Source organism: Pseudomonas sp. R3-41 (genome assembly GCF_054161485.1).
Genome location: NZ_CP096421.1, coordinates 4,465,239 through 4,484,746 on the forward strand (window position 1 = coordinate 4,465,239; position 19,508 = coordinate 4,484,746).

Genomic DNA, 19,508 nt, shown 5'->3' on the forward strand with positions numbered 1-19,508 from the left:
CAAGCCCGCTCCCACATTGGATTGCATCCAACCCTTGGATCAATGCCCTGCCGATGCAGGCCCCGCCTTCGCCGCGAACGGCGGTTTGGCCAGCCACACCAGCACGATCAACCCCATGAACGCCCACCCCAGCAACGTGAAGTAATCCACGGTGGAGAGCATGTACGCCTGGCTGTTGAGGATCTGGTCGAGCTGGGCATAGGCCGGCGCACCCGCGCCGCCGAGCTGGTTGAGGGCTTCGCGGGTGGTGGGCTCGAAGGTGCTGATGCTTTCGCTCAGGTAGGCGTGATGCTGGTCGGCCCGGCGGATCCAGATCCAGGTGGTCAACGACGCGGCAAAACTGCCGCCCAAGGTCCGCAGGAACGTCGCCAGCCCCGCGCCGTCGGCAATCTGGTGCGGCGGCAGGTCCGACATCAGGATGCTCAAGGTCGGCATGAAGAACAGCGCCACGCCAATCCCCATGAACAACTGCACCAGCGCAATGTGCTGGAAATCCACTTCGTTGGTGAAGCCGGCGCGCATGAAGCAGCTCAGGCCGATGGCCAGGAACGCCAGCCCGGCCAGCAAGCGCAGGTCGAACTTGTGGGCGTACTTGCCGACGAAAGGCGACATCAGCACCGGCAGGATGCCGATGGGCGCCACCGCCAGCCCGGCCCAGGTCGCGGTGTAGCCCATCTGCGTCTGCAACCATTGCGGCAGGATCAGGTTGATGCCGAAGAACCCGGCATAGCCGCCCACTAGCACAATGGTGCCGATGCGGAAGTTGCGATAAGCGAACAGCCGCAGGTTGACCACCGGATGACGATCGGTCATTTCCCAGATCACGAACACCGCCAGGGCAATGACTGAAATCAAGGCTCCGATGACGATGAAGTTCGACTCGAACCAGTCCAGGTCGTTGCCCTTGTCGAGGATCACCTGGAGTGCACCGACGCCGATGATCAACGTGATCAACCCGACGTAGTCCATCGGTTGATGACTGGTGACCACCGGCCGGGCCTTGAGCTGCTGGCGCACCACCATCACCGCAAAGATCCCAATCGGCACGTTGATGAAGAAGATCCACGGCCAGCTGTAGCTGTCGGTGATCCAGCCACCGAGGATCGGCCCGGCAATCGGCGCCACCACCGTGACCATCGCCAGCAGCGCCAGGGCCATGCCCCGCCTGGCCGGCGGGTATACGGCAATCAGCAGCGTCTGGGTCATCGGGTACAACGGCCCGGCCACCAGCCCCTGGACCACACGAAAGCCAATCAGCTCCGGCATCGAAGTGGAAATGCCACACAGGAACGAAGCGAGCACGAACAGCATCGTTGCCCACAAAAACAGCTTCACCTCGCCAAAGCGCCGGCTCAGCCAACCGGTGAGCGGCAGGGCGATGGCGTTGCTCACCGCGAACGAGGTGATCACCCAGGTGCCCTGCTCCGAGCTGACGCCCAGGTTGCCGGAAATGGTCGGCAAGGCGACGTTGGCGATGGTGGTGTCGAGCACTTGCATGAACGTCGCCAGCGACAGCCCGATGGTGCTGAGCAACAGGCTGGGCGGCGTGAAGGACGCGTTATTGCTCATTGCGAGAATCCTATGAAGCGAAGGTGGCGAAATCCCTTGAGACGGCAAGCCCCCCCCTGTGGGAGCGGGCTTGCTCGCGAAGACGATTTCACATTCAACATCTGTGTTGGCTGATACTGCGCATTCGCGAGCAAGCCCGCTCCCACAGGTTTTTTTACCATCCTGCTAATGCACAGATCGCCCGCCAACAGTGGTCAGCGCTGCGCGGTCTTGCTCGCCGCGGCGCTGTTGTCGTGGATCAGGCGGGTGATCATCGCGTCGGCATCGGCCAGTTGTCGGTCATAGACCTGGGTGCTGAACGAGGCTTTCTGCGGTGGTTGCTGGGCCAGCACCGGGCCGCTCTGGTCGTGCAGGTTGACGCTGACCTGGGTCGACAAGCCGACCCGCAGCGGATGCTTGGCCAGCTCCTGGGCATTGATGTGAATCCGCACAGGCACCCGCTGGACGATCTTGATCCAGTTACCGGTGGCGTTCTGCGCCGGCAGCAAGGCAAACGCGCTGCCGGTCCCGGCGCCCAGGCTGTCGATGGTGCCGCTGTACTTCACATCGCTGCCGTACAGGTCGGTTTCGATGTCCACCGGCTGGCCGATGCGCATGTCACGCAGTTGGGTTTCCTTGAAGTTGGCATCGATCCACAGTTGATCCAGCGGGATCACCGCCATCAGCGCCGTGCCCGGCTGCACCCGTTGGCCCAACTGCACGGTGCGCTTGGCCACATAACCGGTGACCGGCGCGATCAAGGTGCTGCGGGCATTGGTCAGGAAGGCTTGGCGCAGTTGCGCGGCCGCGGCTTGCACATCGGGATGGGATGACACCACGGTATCGTCCACCAACGCGCTGGTCGTCTTGAGCTGTTGCCGGGCATTGGCCAGGGCGTTCTGCGCCGAGGTCAGGTCATCCCGGGCGTGGGACAGTTCTTCCTGGGAAATCGCCCCGCCGGCCGCCAGGTTCTTGCGTCGGCTGTAGTTTTCCTGGGCCTTCTGCACTTCGGCCTCTTGGGCGTTGACCTGCGCCCGCATGCCGTCGACGTTGCTGTACAAGCCACGCACCTGGCGCACGGTCCGGGCCAGGTTGGCCTGGGCACTTTGCAGCCCGACTTCGGCATCGTTCGGATCGAATTGCACCAGCACCTGGCCTTCACGCACCAGGTCGCCGTCATCGGCACCGATGCTCACCACGGTCCCGGTGACTTGCGGAGTGATTTCCACCACGTTGCCATTTACATAGGCGTCGTCGGTGCTTTCGCTCCAGCGGCCATACAGTTCATGCCAGCCCCACACCCCCAGGCCCGCGAGGATGACGATCAGCGTGAGTGCCAACAGCATGACCTTGCGCTTGCGTGGGTTGCCGCTGTCTTGGGTTTGTGCGGATTGAGTCGTTTCGGCAGTCGCCATGACAAGTACCTCGAATCAGTGGGTCGGCGTGGCAGGGGTCGGCGTGGCCGCCGCCAGGGTCTGGGCTTCGAAACCACCGCCCAGGGCCTGCATCAGTTGGATCGACAAATCGATCTGCTCGGCATTCAGGTTCGCCAGTTGGCGCTGGGCCTGGAGCAATTGCTGCTCGATGCTCAGCACGTCCAGGTAATTGCCGATGCCCGAGCCGTAGCGCTGGACCACGGTGTCGTAGGAGTTCTGCGCGATGTCGGTGGCATGTTGCTGGGCACCGATCTGGCGAGCGATGTCACGCAACTGGTTGATGGTGTCGCTGACATCGCCAAGGGCCGTGACCAGGCTCTTGTTGTACTGCGCCACCGCCAGGTCGTAATCGGCGTCCCGGGCATCCAGGTCCGCCCGCAAACGGCCGCCGTCGAAGATCGGCAGCGACACGGTGGGCGCCACGTTGAAGAAACGGCTGGGCGAACCGAACATCGCATCGCCCAGCAACGACTGCACTCCCGCCGCCGCGCTCAGGTTGAGGTTGGGATAGAACTGGGTCTTGCCAGCCTCGATGTTCTTGCTCGCCGCCTCCACCCGCCAGCGCGCCGCGACCAGGTCGGGACGGCGGCCCAGCAGCTCGGCCGGCAGGTTCGACGGCAAGGCGACCGCGCTGGCTTGCAGCACGTTCGGCCGGGCGATTTCGTTGCCGCGGTCCGGCCCCTTGCCCAGCAGCACGGCCAGGGCGATCTTGGCGCTCTGCAGGCGTTTCTCGGCGTCGATCAGGGTCGCATCGGCGCTGGCTTCCAGGCTTTCGGTTTGCTGGAACTGATATTCGCTGTCGATCCCGGCGCTGAGACGGCGCTTGCCCAGATCGAGCATTTGCCGGGTGCGCTTGAGGTCCTCGGCGGCCAAGTCATGAATGATGTGGGCCTGGCCCAGGTCGCTGTAGGCCCGGGCCACGTCGGCGGCCAGGGTCAGCTGCGCGGCCTGGCGATCGATCTCTGCGGCGCGGGCCTGGCCCAGGGCGGCTTCCCAGGCGGCACGCTGGCCACCCCAGAGGTCGAAATTGTAGTTGAAGTCCACGCTCAGCGAACGCAGGGTGCTGTAGGCCCCGCCCTGCCCTTGCGGGTCCTGGTCACGGGCCAGGCGCGAACGGCTGACGCTGCCGCTGGCATCCAGGGTCGGCAGGCGTGCGGCGTTGGCGGCATAGGCCGCGGCACTGGCCTGGTGGACCCGGGCGCTGGCGACTTGCATGTCCGGGCTGTCGCGCAAGGCTTCACGGATCAGACCGTCGAGTTGCGGGTCGCCGAGGCTTTTCCACCAATCGTTTTTCGGCCACGCGGCCGGCGACAGCGTGACCCCATTCAACGATTGTCCAGCCTGGAGACTCTTGGCCTCGAGGCTGACGCCTTCGGTCTTCAAGCCACTGTAGCTGGCGCAACCGGCGAGGCTCATGGCCAACAGCACCAGGCTCAAGCGGGTACGCAAGGTTTGACGTTTCATTTCTCCCCCAATCGCAACACGGTGATGGGATCACCGGCGGCGAGCAGTATTTTCTTGAGGATGTCTTCGAGGGTTTGCAGCTCCTCGCGGCTGATGGCACCGGCCAATTGATTCATGGCGTCGGCACCAATGAACGGCAGGCGATCGGCGAGGGCCTGGCCAGCTTCGGTCAACACCAATTGCACCTGGCGCCGATCCTCTGCCGAGCGCTGGCGGACCAGGAAACCTTTCTGCTCCAGGCGATCGAGCATGCGCGTCATCGAGCCGCTGTCCAGGGACAGGTAGCGACACAGCTCGACCGGCGTGTCGATGCCGTGCTGGGCCATGATGATCAACACCTTGAACTGCGCGGCGGTGATGCCGACGGGTTCCATGTGGGTGTCGATGATCCGGTCCTTGAGCAGCGCGGCGCGGCCGAGCAGCATGCCGAGGTGGCAATTGTGAAATTCGTCAGGGGTGAAATGCTTCATCCGGGCACCGTTTGCTGCCTAGGCAGTGAATGTATGTCGAAATATTACTGCTTAGGCAGCAAATGTCAAACAAATCGTTAGCGTGCTATTCACCAACAGACGAAACGCAGACAAACCTGTGGGAGCGGGCTTGCTCGCGAATGCGGCGTGTCAGTCAACAAATCGCTAACTGATACACCGCATTCGCGAGCAAGCCCGCTCCCACATTGGACGTTGGGGATTCAGGAAGAGGTTAGAAATCGCGCTTGTAGAAGATATCCAGCGAGCTGGCGACGCCGCTGGCGGCTTCGAGGTAGACCTTCTTGCTGAGCTTGTAGCGCAGGGCGATGGTATTGGCCGGTTCGAACACGCCGACGCCGTAGCGCAGGCTGAGCTTTTCCGAGAGGTTGCCGCTGGCGACCACGCTGGTGGTATTGCCGCTGCCCTGGGTGTCGAGCTGGAAATCATCGATGCCCAGGTTATTGGCCAGGCTGCTGGTCACCCCCGAACTGCCCATCAACCCCAGGCCCAAGGCGGCCTGGGCGAGCATGTTGTTGTCCTCGCCCGTGGTGCTCAGCGGTCGGCCCAGCACCAGATAGGACAATGCCTGCTCCTGGCTCATGGCCGGTTCGGAAAAGATTTGCGTGGTCGGTTGCTCGGCGCTGCCGCTCAAGCGAATGCCGGCAATCACGTCGTCGGTCTGGCGGATGGCTTCGATGTCCAGGTAGGGCTGGTCGATGGGTCCGGCGAACAGCAGCCGTGCCCGACGCACCGTCAGTCGTTGCCCGTAGGCACGATAGCGGCCGTCGTTGAGCCACAGTTCACCGCGGGTGTCCATGTTGTCGCCGATGTGCACCTGGCCCTGGACGTTGGCCGTCAGGCCGAAACCCGAGAATGCGAGTTTGTCCTGGCCGACGATCACGTCGATGTCCATCGCCATGGCCAGCGGCGCCTTGCCCTCTTCGGTCTGGTGGCCGACGATCACCGTATCATCCGAGACCTTGACGGTGGACGGTGGCAGTTCGCGAACAGTGATCTCGCCTTTGGGCACCAGGACCTTGCCGGCAATGGAAAGCTGCTCGCCCTGCATCGTGATGTTCAGGTCCGGCGCCACGTCGAGCACCGCATAAGGCTCAACGGTGACCGGCAGTTGCGAGCCCTTGAGGGCCAGGTTCATGGAGAGGACCTCGCCCCAGCCGATGGTTCCGGTCAGGCGGCCCTGCCCGCGCTTGCCACTTTTCCAGTCGCCGTCGAGCCGTACCGTTTCGCCGGCGATCATCGCCCGCACTTGCAAGGCTTCGAGGCTGACCGGCAGCTCCGGCCCGGAGACTTCGCCGTCGCTGAGCACCAGGTTGCCGTTGACCTGGGGCGCGAGCAAACCACCGGATAATGTCCCGCTGCCGTTCAGGTGACCGGTGAGGGTTTCCACCATCGGCACGAACGGCCGGGCCACGGACAAGTCCAGGCCGGTCAGGCGGAATGAGCCGCTCAAGGGCTTGCTCGCCGGCAGCGGGTTGATTTGCGCCTGGAGCATCAGTTCGCCGAGCCTGGCACCGACGAAATTCAGGTCGGTGTCGATGCGCTTGGGGGTCAGGCGGCTGTTGAGCGTCAGGGTCTGGTACGGGAAGTCCAGCCATCGCGGTTTATCACTCGCCTTATCCCGAATCCGCAAGGTGCCGCCACTGGCATCCACCAGGATGCGGCCATTCGGGCCGCTGGCCGGCAGGTCCAATTGCAGGTCCGCGTTGAGCCGGCCCTGCCAGGCAAAATCCTTGGGCATCCACTGGGCCAGGCTTTCGATGGGGAATTGCTTGAGGTGATAGCGCAGCTTTGGCTCCGGCATCAGCCGTTGGTCTTCACCGCACAGGCTGGCTTCACCGGAACGCCAGCAATGGGCGCCGACGTTGAGCGTGCCATCGGCCAGGCGCTCGAGTTTCGCTGGGGCTTGCAGGCGCCAGGCTTGACCGCCGGCCTGCACCTCGCCGCTGGCCAGGCGCCCGCGCCAACTGCCCTGGTCGAGGGCGCCGTCGAGTGCCAGGGTCGTGTCGAGCTGCGGCCCCTGCAAATCCAGGTTCAGTGATTGCCGCTTGATGTCGCCCTGCCCGCTGACGGTCAGCACGCCTAACGACGTTTCGCCGGCGCGGATGCCACTGGCCTTGAGGTCGAGCTTGCCGCGCTGGGCGCTGTCGAGGGTCGCAGCGAGGTTCAGGCTTTGCAGGCGATTGTCCTGCAACGCCAACTGCGTGCCTTGCAGGCCGAGCTTGCCTTGGGGCGCCTTGAGCGTGCCGGCCATGTCGACCCGGCCGACCACTTGGCCGCGCAGTTGCGGCCAGAGCTGGGCCAGGCGCGAGAGCTTGATGTCGATCTGGCCGGTGAGTTTCTGTTGCAGGCTGGCGCTGCCGTTGATGCGGTTGTCTCCGAGGCGGATATCCAGCGCGCTGAGGTTCCACTGCTCGCCGGCACCGCTGGCCTTGGCCTGGAATTTTGCCGGTTGGCCGCGCAGCTTGCCCTTGAGGTCCAGGTCCGCGTCGAGGTCGAGGCGGTCGTTCTTCATCGCCCCTTTGCTGCGCAACGGCCCGGCCAGGGTCCCGGGCAGTTCGCCCAGCCAGTACCCCGGGTTGATGGCCGACAGTTGCAGCGCCGTGTCCCAGGCAATGCCGTCGGCAAATTGCAGGCTCAGGTGCCCTTCGGCCTTGCCCTGCCCCGCGGCGAGCTTGAGCTGTGGCAGATGAATTTGCGTCAGGTCGCCGCTGAAGGGGCTGTCCAGGCTGAAGGCTCCGGCCGGTCCGTCCAGGGCGGCCTGGAAGTTGCCCAGGTATTGACCATCGGTGTATGAGACTTCGCCGTTGAAGCTGCGCAAGGTCACCTGCGGCTCGTCGATCAGCGGATAAAGGCGATGCCAGGGGAAATCCAGCCAGGCGACTTTCGCCTCGGCGCTCAGGCCTTCGCGCCAGTCCAACTGCCCGTTGAGCTTCAGGCTTTGCTGATCGCCGGCGTCCAGGTCCAAACCGGCGATGTGTGCGCCATTGGCGTCCACGGTGCCTTGTAGCAGCAACGCCACCGGTCCTTTCTCGGCCGGCAGGGTCGCCTTGCCGAGCAGTTGGTAGCCGTTTTTCAGATCGCCTGCGCCGGTCAATTCCAGCTGGTTGAGCAACAAGGTGTCGGGCAGATCGCCGCTGGCCTTGAAGCCGTCGGCGGTGATGCGCACCTTGGCCGGCAGGTTGTCCGCCAACGGTTGCAACTCACCGGTCAACTGGCCTTGCAGGTAGCCGCTGCTGTCGGCCTTGAGGTTGAGGGTCGTGAGCAGGTTGCCGTCGACTTTCAGGTCCAGGGCCCAGGGCGCCGCACCTGGCGCCGGCAAGGTCAATCGGCCTTCGGCGTTCAATGGCCAGTCGCCGCCCGGCTTCAACAAGCCGGACAGCTGCAGACCCAGCGCGTCGCGCTGTAATTGCACCGAATCAATCTGCAGGCCCTCGGCGGTCCAATGGGCAACCAATTGCAAGCCCTTGAGCTGCTCGCTCCCGTTGAACGACAGGCTGCCGACTTGCACATCGCCCAGTTCGATCGCGAGCGGCAAGTCCAGGTCCGGCAAGCTGATCGGGCCGCTACTTGGCTCGTCGGCCGAGGCTGGCAATCGCAACGCGACCTGGTCGGCCTTGAGCTGCTCGATGCACAGGGTCATGCGCACCAGGCACAGCGGCGACCAGGCGAATATCAACCGATCCACCTCCACCCGACTGTCGCCCTGCTGCCACAGCAGCCGATCGGCGCTCCACTGTCCGCCCAGTCGGCCTTGGAAATTCTCCACGCTCAGCCCAGGCACCAGGCCAAGGGCCCAGCGGCTGCCAAAGGCCGTGCCCAGCGCCACGCTCAAGGCCAGCACGACCGCCAGCAATACCCCGGCGAGCGCCAGCAGCGTTGTCTTCAAACCACGCGTCACAGCTCAGGCCCCATGGAAAAGTGCAATCGAATGCCGCCCTCGTCGTCCATCGCATGGGCCAGGTCCAGGCGGATCGGCCCAACCGGCGACACCCAACGCACGCCAACACCCACGCCGGTCTTCAGGCTCGGCAGCTCCAGGCTATTAAAGGAGTTGCCCTGGTCGATAAACGTCGCCACCCGCCATTTTTCCGCGATGGAATATTGATACTCCAGGCTGCCGGCGACCATATAGCGACCACCGATACGGTCGCCCTCGGAGTTCTCCGGAGACAGGCTCTGGTAGTCGTAACCGCGCACGCTCTGGTCGCCACCGGCGAAGAAGCGCAGGGACGGCGGAATGGATTTATAGCCATTGGTGGCGCTCCCGCCGATCTGCGCCCGAGCCAGCAGCCGATGCTTGTCGAACACGGTGGTCAGGCCCTTGACCATGGCGGTGCCGTATAACAGGTTGTTGTCCGAACCCAGGCCTTCCTTGGCGACCTTGGTGTCGAACTGCAAACGGTAGCCGTTGTGCGGGTCGATGCGGTTGTCGCTGCGCAGGTAGGAATAACTCACGCCGGGCATCAACAACGTGCTCAGGCCCGCATCGTCGCCGAGGCGGTACTCCTCGCGCTGCCACTTGAGCGACACCACCCGCTGCCAGCCACTGGGCAACTTGCTGTGCCATTCCGGGCCCACGGTGAGCAGTTTGCTTAGGCTGTCGGTGCCGGCCAGTTCTTCATATTGATAACCGCCGGCGTAGCGCATCTTGTCGGTCAGCGGCGGGTCCAGCGGCACGTCGTACCACAGGCCGACGTTCTGCCGGGGCGCCGACACTTCCGCTTCCCAGCCATAACTGTGGCCCTGGGGGTTGACCCAGTGACGCGTCCAGTTGGCTTTGGCCCGGGGACCGACGTCGGTGGAAAAGCCCAGGCCCAGGCCCATGGTGCGCGGCTTGCGCGTGTCGAGCTTGACCGCCACCGGAATCACGTTATCGGTGGCAGCGGTGGGCGCGGCATCGACGCGCACGCCTTCGAAATAACCGCTCGATTGCAGGGCCTGGTTGAGTTCTGCGATGAGTTCGGAATCGTACGCCGTGCCGGCCTTGAACGGCACCATGCGTTGCAGCAAGTCTTCGTCGAACGGCGTGTCGCCCTCGAAGCTGACCGGACCCAAGGCATAACGCGGGCCGCTGTCGTAGACCAGCTCGATGTCGGCGAGGCCCGCCTGGGGGTCTACCAGGAGTTTCTGCTGGGTAAAGCGCCCACTGAAATAGCCATAGCGCGAGGCCTGGTTCTGGATGACCCGCTTGGCGTCTTCGTAACGACCATGGTTGAGCACCGCGCCGGGTTTCAGGCCGGCGTTGCCGGGTACGCGAAAAGCCTTGAGCGAAGCCGCCGGGCCATCGATGCGCACAGTGACATTGCGCAAGTGCACCGGCTCGCCGGGGTCGATGGTCAGCACCAGGCGCGGGTCCTTGCCGCCCTTGACCTCACTGTCGATTTGCGACTGGTAGTAGCCCAGCGCCTGGGCGGCCTTGCGCGCCTGTTCCTCGGCGCCGCGACTGAAGCGCAGCAAGGCCTCCTCGTCACGATCACCCAAGCCACCGATGTAACCTTCTACGTTGGCCTTGAGTTCGTCGTTGGACGGCTGGACGCGTACTTCCAATTCACTTTTTGCCAGGGCCGCGCAGCTGAGGGACAGCAAGAGCGCACCACTGATCATTCTTCCTGAGCGGTTCATGGCGCGGATGCTATCACGAGCGTAGGTGCCTGATAGAGCCGGACATTTCCTAAAAGTTCGCCCGACTATGCCGTTGCGCTTTGCAGAACCTGCGGGTTGGCGTGGAAGAACACATGCTCGCGGATCGGTCCTACCGCCACTTCCCCGATTTCCTCGTAACCCTGGCGTTTATAAAACTCCAGGTAACGCGGGTTACCGGTGTCCAGCACCACGCCCCGGGAATGTTCGTCCACCGCACACCAGTTATGCACCGCCGTGAGCAACTGTTCGCCGAAATGCTTGCCCTGGAACTGTGGGTGCACCCCCAGCAGCGGCAGTACATGGACCGCATCGGACGGCAGGCAGGCCAGCACCGCTGCGTGATAGTCCAAGTAGCGCCTTGTGCAACGAAAACCAGTGCTCAAGACCATGCGCAGGCGCCAGGCCCAGCTTTCGGTGATGCCCAGGCGCCGTTGTGGCGGGGCGATCAGGGCGATGCCGATCAGGCGGTCGTTGACCAGCAGGCCGATGGCCGGCAGGTCCTGGAGAAAATGCTGCTTGACCAGCTCACGCACCGTGGCCCGTACCCGCTGTTCATAACCGGGACGCTCGGATTCGAACAGGTAGCTGAAGGTCGGCTCATGGCGATAGGCCTGGTACAGCAACGAACGGGCTTCACGGGAATAACCACTGTCGAGCATATGGACGTCGGCGATGGCGGTTTCAGGCATGGCGTTGGATCTCCTGGGGCGAGGCTCGGTAAGGCCCTGCTCTTATTGAGTACGAACTCGATAGGGTCGTGATCGTTCCTACATGCAAAGGACATTAGCAGCGCATTTGTCCTACTGCCACGCTGGCTCCCTTCCCACATGTCAGCTAGCATCGCAGTTTTGCCAGGACAGCCGACCATGAAGATCGTCTCCTTCAACATCAACGGGCTGCGCGCCCGCCCCCATCAGCTGGCGGCGCTGATCGAGAAGCACCAGCCGGATGTGATCGGGCTGCAGGAAACCAAGGTCCACGATGAACAGTTTCCCCTGGCCGAAGTGCAGGCCCTGGGTTACCACGTGCATTACCACGGACAAAAAGGCCACTACGGCGTCGCCCTGCTCTCCCGCCAGGCACCGCTGAGCCTGTACAAAGGCTTCGAAGGTGACGACGAAGACGCCCAGCGGCGCTTCATCTGGGGCACCTTCGCCGATGCCAACGGCGTGCCGGTGACCATCATGAACGGTTATTTCCCACAGGGTGAAAGCCGCGACCATCCGACCAAATTCCCGGCCAAGGAACGTTTCTACAGCGATCTGCAGCATCTGCTGGAAAGCCGCTTCAGCAACGACCAACCGGTGGTGGTAATGGGTGACGTGAACATTTCCCCGGAAGACTGCGACATCGGCATCGGCCCGGACAACATGAAGCGCTGGCTGAAGACCGGCAAATGCAGCTTCCTGCCGGAAGAGCGCGAATGGATGGCCCGCCTGAAGAACTGGGGCCTGGTGGACAGCTTCCGCCACCTGAACCCGGACGTCATCGACCGTTTCAGCTGGTTCGACTACCGCAGCCGCGGTTTCGAGGACGAGCCCAAGCGCGGCCTGCGCATCGACCTGATCCTCACCTCCCACGGCCTGCTGCCACGGGTCAAGGATGCCGGTGTGGACTATGAGTTGCGGGGCATGGAAAAACCGTCGGACCATGCGCCGATCTGGTTGCAGTTGGGCTAAGTCCGAAGCATCCACATCCCCCTGTGGGAGCGGGCTTGCTCGCGAAGGCGTCGGCACATTCAACATTTACGTCGATTGACACACCGCTTTCGCGAGCAAGCCCGCTCCCACAGGAGATTTGTGGTGAGTCGGGCTAACAGGTAGCACCCCTGTCACCCTTCAGTAACCTGACTGACTTAATCTTCCGGCACTTCCTCGGGTTCAGCAGGTGCCGGCATGCGGCTGTGTGTTGTCTTTTTCATGGGCCTCTGGCTGCCGTTCGTGGCATGGGCCGGCAATTTGCCCATTCCCGAACACGGCCCAGCCTTGCGCCTGCAGGGTTCCAATACCATCGGTGCGGCGCTGGGACCGGCGCTGGTCAGGGGATTGATGGAGGACCAGGGGCTACTCAGGGTCAGCAGCGAAATCACGGGGCGCGACAATGAGCAGCGCATCGTCGGCCAGACCGCCGATGGCCGGCGGGTGCAGGTCGATATCGCGGCCCACGGCTCCAGCACCGGCTTTGCTGCCCTCAAACAGGCCAGCACCGACCTGGCGGCATCCTCCCGGCCGATCAAGGACAGCGAACTGAAGGACTTGTCGTCCCTGGGCGACCTGAAAAGTCCTGCCGCCGAACAAGTCATCGCCATCGATGGCCTGGCGATCATCCTTCATCCCCACAACCCACTGCGCCAGCTCGATACCGTACAGCTGGCTCGAATATTCAGCGGCGAGGCAAAAACCTGGGAAGCCGTCGGTGGCACAGGCGGGCCGATTCATCTGTACGCCCGGGATGAGCAGTCCGGCACCTACGACACCTTCAAGGAACTGGTCCTTAGCCGACAGGGAAAACGGCTGGATCCTACAGCGCGACGCTTCGAGTCCAGCGAACAGTTGTCCGACGCGGTCAGCCAGGACCCGCAAGGCATCGGTTTCATCGGTTTGCCCTACGTGCGCCAGGCCAAGGCGCTGGCCATTGTCGACGGCGCATCCCAGCCCATGCTGCCGCTTAACCACCTGATCGCCACCGAGGACTACCCGCTGTCCCGGCGCCTGTTCTTCTATCTGCCACCCTGGGGCACCAACCCCTGGGCCGAAGCGTTGGTGGCGTTTACCCAAAGCGACAAAGGCCAGGCCATCGTCGCCGCCAACGGTTTCATCGCCCAGACCGTCCAAGCCATGGCCGTCGCACCGAATGCACTGATGCCCGAGGGCTACCAGGCCCTGAGCCGCCATGCCCAACGCTTGACCGTGAATTTTCGTTTCGAAGAAGGCAGCGCCAGCCTGGACAACAAGGCCCACCAGGACCTGGGGCGCGTGCTCGACTATATAAAGCAGCATGGAAAAGCCGACCGACGCGTGACCCTGGTGGGTTTTGGCGACGCCAAGGACGACCCGGCCCGGGCCGACCTGTTGTCCAAACTGCGGGCCATGGCGGTGCGACGGGAACTGGTCAAATACGGCGTGGCGCTACGGGAAGTGCGAGGGTTCGGGGCGTTGATGCCGGTGGCGGCCAACAGCGAGGATGAAGGACGTGTCAGGAATCGGCGGGTGGAGGTTTGGGTTTACTGAATGCTTGGTTTCGTCTGAATCACTAACAGTTCTGATAGTAGCCAATCGTTGAAGAAACGCGGACGCTAGAAGCTGGTTTCATCCTTGAGTAGACGACCAATGCCTACCCCACCTCATACAAGCGTTTTATGCCGATATGATTACGACCCTTTGGATAGGTTAGTGAAATGCGAGTCTTATGAAGACACTGGCACTCTACGCTTTTATCAGAAAAACAAACTAACGACTGAAACTAAAACAACTGGGCACGCCAGCATTTTCCAGCACGGCAATCGCCTGCTGGCGATGCTTCAGCACGAAGGTCAAAGCACCAACACCCGATTATTGACCACCGATGAGCAACGATCACTATTGAGTACTATCGATGCTGGTTCGTTTCAGTCACTTGCCTATACGCCCTATGGCTACCTTTCGTTGGAAAGGCGTCTGATGAAGATGCTCGGGTTCAAGGGTGAACGGCCGGATCCAGTGACTGGGCATTACTTATTAGGTAATGGTTATCGAGCGTTCAACCCTGTATTGATGCGTTTCAACAGCCCCGACAGCTGGAGCCCCTTCGGCAAGGGAGGTATAAATGCTTATGCGGCTTTTGACGGTGATCCTATAAATAAAAATGACCCGAACGGCCATCTTTCTTTTTACTCCGCGGTTAAAACCCTGATCACCAAAATAAACGTTATAAAAACATGGCAACAAGCAACAACTGCCACCTTAAAAAAAATGCCTGACGTTCCATTGAACAGTGCGCTGTCCAACTTAGAACGCCTACCAGACGCAGCGGTAGAAAACCTACTAGGCTATCTCGAACCTCGCGAACTCAAATATTTATCCTTCACTTCCTCAACGATAAATATAAAAGTTAAGGCCAATCTACGCTCCATTCCCGGATTATTGAGAAACACCGAGCCAGGAACTGTCGCCCGAGCACAGAAATTTTCAAACATTGCCCTAGGTCTGGAGCAGGAGCACCTTCCTTCCCAAGTCATTGGAAACCCAGTCTATGCCGCCATCGCCAAGGGCAAAGAATTACCAAAGGAGCTACGAACGAACTTCCGCAGAGATCAAGAACGGATAAGAAAGGAAGCCAGCAGAGCAAGGAGAAAGGAAGTATATGGCGAGGATGCCGCCAGCGACACCAGTGTCGACAGCGATTGAATTCCTATGAGGTAAGGGGAACCTCCCCGGCCATTTTATGACTCTTGCGCAGCCGAGCGGGGCAAGCTACTTCGCCACAGAAGCCAGGAGTTTATCGGACTGATATTCATGTAGGACCGAACCGCCGCGTCTTGCGCCATTGCCTACAACTACGCCAGAATCCGCCGGCTTGTGCGCCTTGGGGCCAGGGCTTTATCGTTTCCGGGTCGCTGACGAATCAGCGATCGGGTTTGGTAGCCCGGTTTCCTGGCGCACGTGCATCCTGATGCAAGGGACTTCTACGTCCTCTGTTTTATGGTGGTCATGCGCAGGGCGTTCTCGGACGCGCCGGGTTGCCAGGTAACCGGTCTACCAACCTTCGTATGGCCACCACCCTTCGTTTGGTAGCGAGAGTGATGGCTCCAATTTCTTATCTGGAGTTTCATCCATGTTCAAACCAACACCCAACCCGCCGGACACCGATCCAGCCAAGTCAAAAGCGTTCGACAAAGCCGCCGACCGCGCCCTCGACCACTACCTCAAGCCCAAACCCAGCAAACCCGAGGCTGATGAAGGCCAACTCTTCACAGTCGCCAACGGTGTCGACACCGAAACCCTGCTCGCCAACCTCAGCGAAAACCTGGCCTCGGCCAACGCCATGCTCAACGACCTGGCCTTCGACCTGGAAGGCTCAAGGCGCCACATTGCCCTGGGCATCCACCAATTGATCGAATTGAGTGGACAGCTGGCAGACCGAGCGCTGGACAACGTCGAAGCGCGCCCGTCGACATAGCGGCATCCCGTGGCGAGGGAGCTTGCTCCCGCTGGGTCGCGAAGCGGCCCCAAGCATTTTGTGTCTAACCAAAAGCTTGGGCCTGCTGCGCAGTCCAGCGGGAGCAAGCTCCCTCGCCACAAGGGCATGTGTGTCATGACTGAACGAGCGGCCTGTTACCGCCCCGCCAACTCCATGATCATCCGCGACAACAGATAAATCCTTGGCACCACGCTCTCGACTTCGGCGTACTCCTCCGGCGTGTGGATATTGCCACCCACGATGCCAAACCCATCCAGCGTCGGCGTACCGACCCCGGCTGACAGACTGGCGTCCGCCGCGCCGCCACTGCCTTCTTCGGTCAGTTTGCGCCCCAGTTCGCCATAGATGCCCTGGGCCATGGCCATCAATCGGTCAGACTCCGCCGTCTGCGGCATCGGTGGCAGGCCGCGCTTGAGGCTGGTGGTGACTTCGGTGTCGGCGATCAACTTGTCCTTTGAAACACGGGCCAGGTCTTTTTCGATACGGTCGAATTCTTCCGGCACCGCCGCGCGCACATCGGCCTTGGCGCTCGCCTGGTCGGGGATCACGTTGGTCCGGTCACCGGCCTTGAGCACGGTGAAGTTGATGGTGGTTTTCTTTTCTGCGTCGCCGAGCTTGCCCAATTGCAGAATCTGGTGCGCGGCTTCCATCGCCGCATTGCGCCCCAGTTCCGGCGCGACACCGGCGTGGGACGCCTTGCCCTTGACCTCCACCAGCGCCGTGGCACTGCCCTTGCGCCACACCACCAGGCCGTCGGCCGGGCGACCCGGCTCGAGGTTGAGGGTCACGTCGTGGGCCTTGGCGGTTTTCTTGATCAGGTCGGTGGCCACGTCCGAGCCGGTTTCCTCGCTGGCGTCGAGCAGGAAGGTGATTTGCGCGTAATTCTTGAAATCGAGATTCTTGAGCACTTTCAAGGCGTAGATCCCGGCGACGATGCCGCCCTTGTCATCCATCACCCCCGGCCCGTAGGCGCGGCCATCCTTGATGTGGAACGGGCGTTCGGCGGCCGAGCCCTCCTTGAACACCGTGTCCATGTGGGCCATCAGCAGGATTTTTGCTTTACCGGTGCCCTTGAGGGTCGCCAGGATGTGCTGGCTACCGTCCGAATTCGGCACCTTCTCGATGGTAGCGCCCAACTTTTCCAGCTCGTCGATGGCAATGTCACCGACCTGGGTCAGCCCTGGCACATAGCCGGAGCCGGAGTCGATATTCACCAGCCGCTCCAGCAGTTTCAGGGCCTCGCCCTGGTACTGCTGCGCATCGGTCAGGATTTGTTGATGGGGTTGCGCGAAGGCCATGGGGGTGAAGGCGCCAAGGGCCAGGCTCAGGCCGAGGCTGACGGCCAGACGGGAGCGAACAGCGGTCATCGTCATGATTTCATCCTTGTTCCGTATCGAAAGAGTGCCATAGGCACCCTACCCGACAATGAACCAAGGCTCTAGACAGCAGGTGGCCATCTCAGAGGGAAACAACCGATGCTTCCAGCACCGGCCGATGCCGGTGGCAAGTGACCCGGTTGCGCCCGCTGGTCTTGGCTTCGTATAACGCCTGGTCTGCATCGTTGAGCCAAAACGTTGCGTCGCCATACGCCGGGTTGAACACCGCCAGGCCAATACTCAGGCTCACTTTAAGCGCCGGATCCTGCTCGTAGCTGAGGGTCGCGAAGCGCTCACGCAAACCATCCATTGCCTGCACAGCGTTATGCAGGGTCAGGTCCGGCAAGACCACGCAAAACTCGTCGCCACCATAACGCCCGACAATGTCGGCGGCGCGCAGGTTCTGCCTGAGCAGCTTGCCGAGCCGGCGCAGCACGACGTCGCCGGCGCCGTGGCCATAGGTGTCATTGATGGCTTTGAAATGGTCGATGTCGATCAGCGCAATCGCGCCATGGGCCGTCCCGTCCGCTGGATGGCGCCCGCAACGCTGGAACTCCTCGTTGAGGCGATCTTTCCAGGCGCCATGGTTGAGCAACCCGGTCAGGCTGTCGGTACGACTCAGGGCCAGCAACTCACGTTTCTGCCGCCCTAGGGTGTAGGCCTGGCGAAAGCAGATCCAACCCAGTGCCATCGGATACAGGCACAGCAGCGGCAGACAAGCATAGATCTGCGTCGGGCTGGTCATGGGCACGCCGGTCAACGGGAAGATCACCATGCCCACGGCGATGCCCGCCACTTGGGCCACAACCCCGACGAGCAGGAAACGCAGACCACCGATGGCGACGTTGTTCATCGCCATCATCGCCAGCGTGACGGCCGTGGGCAACGGGTTGAATTGCATCGCCACGACCCAGAAGCCGCCGAGAAAGGCATCGATCAACAAGTTGCGGTGTTCGGCGTGGTACGGCACCGCGCATCGGCGAGCCCACCCATAGGACAGGTGCGGCCAGAGCAGGCCGTTGAACAGCATGAGGCCCCAGACCCAGGGCGGCGGATCGAGGGGATAGAGCGCGGCGCTGACCAGCAGCAACCCCAGCGTCAGGCCCAGGATGCGCGATACGTAGAGCCTCCTGGCCAACGACAGTCCCTTTTTTCCCGTCTTTTGCATAGACGCCTCTGCACCGCGGGTTTCCCGAATCATCGGGATGGGCTTGCCTGGAGTCTATCAGGGCGGCATCAAATAGCCACCACTGAATGCAGGGGTATTTTCTTCGTCAAAATGCGGGGCTCTGCTCGGATTTTGGCTATATATGACAAGGAAGTCCGTGACACCTCGCAAAGCAGGTTCCTGGGCAACGATGTTCCCGGGTTAAGCTTCACTGAACACCGCCTGATCCGTTTGATTACATTCTGTCGCAGCCCATGGAGGGCAAAACATGCTGGTGTTGTTCGTGGTTATTGCTGTACTTATCGCCTGGAGTTGGTTGACCTATCCCGGCATTGGCCATGTGATCTACGACATGAGCATGGCCTTGGAAGCACGCCTTTACCGGTTGCGCAAAATCACCGTGCCCATCAGTGAAATGACCGTGTCGACCTGGCAGGGCGGGCCTTATGAAGCGTCCGCCAGCATCCTGATGCTGCACGGCTACAGCGGCGACAAGAACCTCTGGCTGCGGGTTGCCCGACATCTTGTTGGTGATTACCGAGTGGTGATCCCCGACCTCCCCGGCCATGGCGAAACCGGCTTCAAGGCCGGCGGCGGCTACGACATCCCGACCCAGGCCCGGCGAATCATCGAATTGCTCGACGCCTGCGGCTTGGACAAGGTCCACGTGATCGGCAATTCCATGGGTGGGCATCTCGCCGCGTGGCTGGCAGCCACTTCGCCTGACCGCGTGCTGACCCTGGCGCTGCTCAATCCGGCCGGTGTCACCTCCCCCCAGCCCAGCGACATGGACCGCCAATTGGCCGCCGGTCATAACCCGTCCCTCGTGCATTCGCGGGAGGAGTTCATGCCGTTCTACGCAATGACCATGGCGTCGCCGCCCTGGGTACCCGGCATGGTCATGGCCGCGGTGGCCGAGCGTTATGTACAGCAACGCGAAGAACTGGCGGAGATCTACACCGACTTTCGCGCCAGCCCGCCAATGGAGCCCCACTTGGCCGCCATTCGTGCCCCTTCGCTGCTGCTCTGGGGTCGCCAGGACCGGGTGATCGACGTCAGCAGCGTACCCGCATGGAGCAAGGGCATCGCGGACTTGCGTGTGGAAATCTGGGACGGGATCGGCCACCTGCCCATGATCGAACAACCAGGGAAAACCGCGGCGCTGTACCGTGACTTTCTCAAGGGATTGGGGCAGTGATCATGA

14 protein-coding genes are annotated in these 19,508 nt (G+C 62.0%); 5 read left to right on the top strand and 9 right to left on the bottom strand.

Features of this window, described 5'->3' with window-relative positions; all coding sequences use genetic code 11:
* Nucleotides 1–39 precede the first annotated feature (39 nt).
* From M1D99_RS19100 to M1D99_RS19130, 7 genes are all read right to left on the bottom strand, one after another.
* The gene (locus tag M1D99_RS19100) at nucleotides 40–1,569 is read right to left on the bottom strand and encodes a DHA2 family efflux MFS transporter permease subunit (RefSeq protein ID WP_458130612.1); all 1,530 of its coding nucleotides are present in this window, start codon (nucleotides 1,567–1,569) and stop codon (nucleotides 40–42) included.
* A 194-nt stretch (nucleotides 1,570–1,763) separates the two neighbouring features.
* Entirely contained in the window at nucleotides 1,764–2,963 is a 1,200-nt protein-coding gene (locus M1D99_RS19105; RefSeq protein ID WP_186730384.1) for an efflux RND transporter periplasmic adaptor subunit, read from the bottom strand.
* A gap of 15 nt (nucleotides 2,964–2,978) precedes the next feature.
* Complete coding sequence (locus M1D99_RS19110; RefSeq protein WP_434571060.1) at nucleotides 2,979–4,448, bottom strand: efflux transporter outer membrane subunit; 1,470 nt, start codon at nucleotides 4,446–4,448, stop codon at nucleotides 2,979–2,981.
* Nucleotides 4,445–4,918: a MarR family winged helix-turn-helix transcriptional regulator gene (locus tag M1D99_RS19115; protein ID WP_186706617.1), complete on the bottom strand. Its 474-nt coding sequence runs from the start codon at nucleotides 4,916–4,918 to the stop codon at nucleotides 4,445–4,447. Before M1D99_RS19115 ends, M1D99_RS19110 begins: the two co-directional genes overlap by 4 nt.
* Before the next feature lie 232 nt (nucleotides 4,919–5,150).
* Nucleotides 5,151–8,837 carry a translocation/assembly module TamB domain-containing protein gene (locus tag M1D99_RS19120; protein WP_458130613.1) on the bottom strand — a complete coding sequence of 1,229 codons (3,687 nt, stop codon included), beginning with the start codon at nucleotides 8,835–8,837 and terminating at the stop codon, nucleotides 5,151–5,153.
* Nucleotides 8,834–10,561 carry an autotransporter assembly complex protein TamA gene (locus M1D99_RS19125; RefSeq protein WP_458130614.1) on the bottom strand — a complete coding sequence of 576 codons (1,728 nt, stop codon included), beginning with the start codon at nucleotides 10,559–10,561 and terminating at the stop codon, nucleotides 8,834–8,836. The genes M1D99_RS19120 and M1D99_RS19125 overlap by 4 nt, the downstream gene beginning before the upstream one ends.
* Before the next feature lie 65 nt (nucleotides 10,562–10,626).
* Nucleotides 10,627–11,271 carry a GNAT family N-acetyltransferase gene (locus M1D99_RS19130; RefSeq protein ID WP_186706615.1) on the bottom strand — a complete coding sequence of 215 codons (645 nt, stop codon included), beginning with the start codon at nucleotides 11,269–11,271 and terminating at the stop codon, nucleotides 10,627–10,629.
* Between the two features lie 177 nt (nucleotides 11,272–11,448).
* Here M1D99_RS19130 and xthA point away from each other — a divergent pair, with 177 nt between their 5' ends.
* From xthA to M1D99_RS19150, 4 genes are all read left to right on the top strand, one after another.
* Nucleotides 11,449–12,261 (top strand): exodeoxyribonuclease III, encoded by an 813-nt coding sequence (gene xthA / locus M1D99_RS19135; RefSeq protein WP_458130615.1) that lies wholly within the window; start codon nucleotides 11,449–11,451, stop codon nucleotides 12,259–12,261.
* 216 nt (nucleotides 12,262–12,477) lie between these two features.
* Entirely contained in the window at nucleotides 12,478–13,812 is a 1,335-nt protein-coding gene (locus M1D99_RS19140; protein ID WP_186706613.1) for a substrate-binding domain-containing protein, read from the top strand.
* Between the two features lie 162 nt (nucleotides 13,813–13,974).
* Nucleotides 13,975–14,967, top strand: coding sequence for an RHS repeat-associated core domain-containing protein (locus M1D99_RS19145; protein WP_458130616.1), 993 nt, complete (start codon nucleotides 13,975–13,977; stop codon nucleotides 14,965–14,967).
* A 427-nt stretch (nucleotides 14,968–15,394) separates the two neighbouring features.
* Entirely contained in the window at nucleotides 15,395–15,739 is a 345-nt protein-coding gene (locus tag M1D99_RS19150) for a DUF6124 family protein (protein WP_434571069.1), read from the top strand.
* A gap of 155 nt (nucleotides 15,740–15,894) precedes the next feature.
* On the opposite strand, the gene M1D99_RS19155 is transcribed toward M1D99_RS19150, so the two are convergent.
* Entirely contained in the window at nucleotides 15,895–17,133 is a 1,239-nt protein-coding gene (locus M1D99_RS19155) for a M20/M25/M40 family metallo-hydrolase (RefSeq protein WP_458130617.1), read from the bottom strand.
* Nucleotides 17,134–17,218: 85 nt separating this feature from the next.
* Complete coding sequence (locus tag M1D99_RS19160; RefSeq protein ID WP_434571071.1) at nucleotides 17,219–18,304, bottom strand: diguanylate cyclase; 1,086 nt, start codon at nucleotides 18,302–18,304, stop codon at nucleotides 17,219–17,221.
* A gap of 268 nt (nucleotides 18,305–18,572) precedes the next feature.
* On the opposite strand from M1D99_RS19160, the gene M1D99_RS19165 reads away from it, so the two are divergent.
* The gene (locus M1D99_RS19165; protein ID WP_434571073.1) at nucleotides 18,573–19,502 is read left to right on the top strand and encodes an alpha/beta fold hydrolase; all 930 of its coding nucleotides are present in this window, start codon (nucleotides 18,573–18,575) and stop codon (nucleotides 19,500–19,502) included.
* Nucleotides 19,503–19,508: the final 6 nt, after the last annotated feature.

Bases quoted from the DNA above. Each gene is read 5' to 3' on its own strand.
- M1D99_RS19160 (WP_434571071.1), bottom strand. From the start codon at position 18,304: ATGCAAAAGACGGGAAAAAAGGGACTGTCGTTGGCCAGGAGGCTCTAC.
- M1D99_RS19155 (WP_458130617.1), bottom strand. From the start codon at position 17,133: ATGACGATGACCGCTGTTCGCTCCCGTCTGGCCGTCAGCCTCGGCCTG.
- M1D99_RS19115 (WP_186706617.1), bottom strand. From the start codon at position 4,918: ATGAAGCATTTCACCCCTGACGAATTTCACAATTGCCACCTCGGCATG.
- M1D99_RS19105 (WP_186730384.1), bottom strand. From the start codon at position 2,963: ATGGCGACTGCCGAAACGACTCAATCCGCACAAACCCAAGACAGCGGC.
- M1D99_RS19125 (WP_458130614.1), bottom strand. From the start codon at position 10,561: ATGAACCGCTCAGGAAGAATGATCAGTGGTGCGCTCTTGCTGTCCCTC.
- M1D99_RS19165 (WP_434571073.1), top strand. From the start codon at position 18,573: ATGCTGGTGTTGTTCGTGGTTATTGCTGTACTTATCGCCTGGAGTTGG.
- M1D99_RS19110 (WP_434571060.1), bottom strand. From the start codon at position 4,448: ATGAAACGTCAAACCTTGCGTACCCGCTTGAGCCTGGTGCTGTTGGCC.
- xthA (WP_458130615.1), top strand. From the start codon at position 11,449: ATGAAGATCGTCTCCTTCAACATCAACGGGCTGCGCGCCCGCCCCCAT.
- M1D99_RS19100 (WP_458130612.1), bottom strand. From the start codon at position 1,569: ATGAGCAATAACGCGTCCTTCACGCCGCCCAGCCTGTTGCTCAGCACC.
- M1D99_RS19150 (WP_434571069.1), top strand. From the start codon at position 15,395: ATGTTCAAACCAACACCCAACCCGCCGGACACCGATCCAGCCAAGTCA.
- M1D99_RS19140 (WP_186706613.1), top strand. From the start codon at position 12,478: ATGCGGCTGTGTGTTGTCTTTTTCATGGGCCTCTGGCTGCCGTTCGTG.
- M1D99_RS19130 (WP_186706615.1), bottom strand. From the start codon at position 11,271: ATGCCTGAAACCGCCATCGCCGACGTCCATATGCTCGACAGTGGTTAT.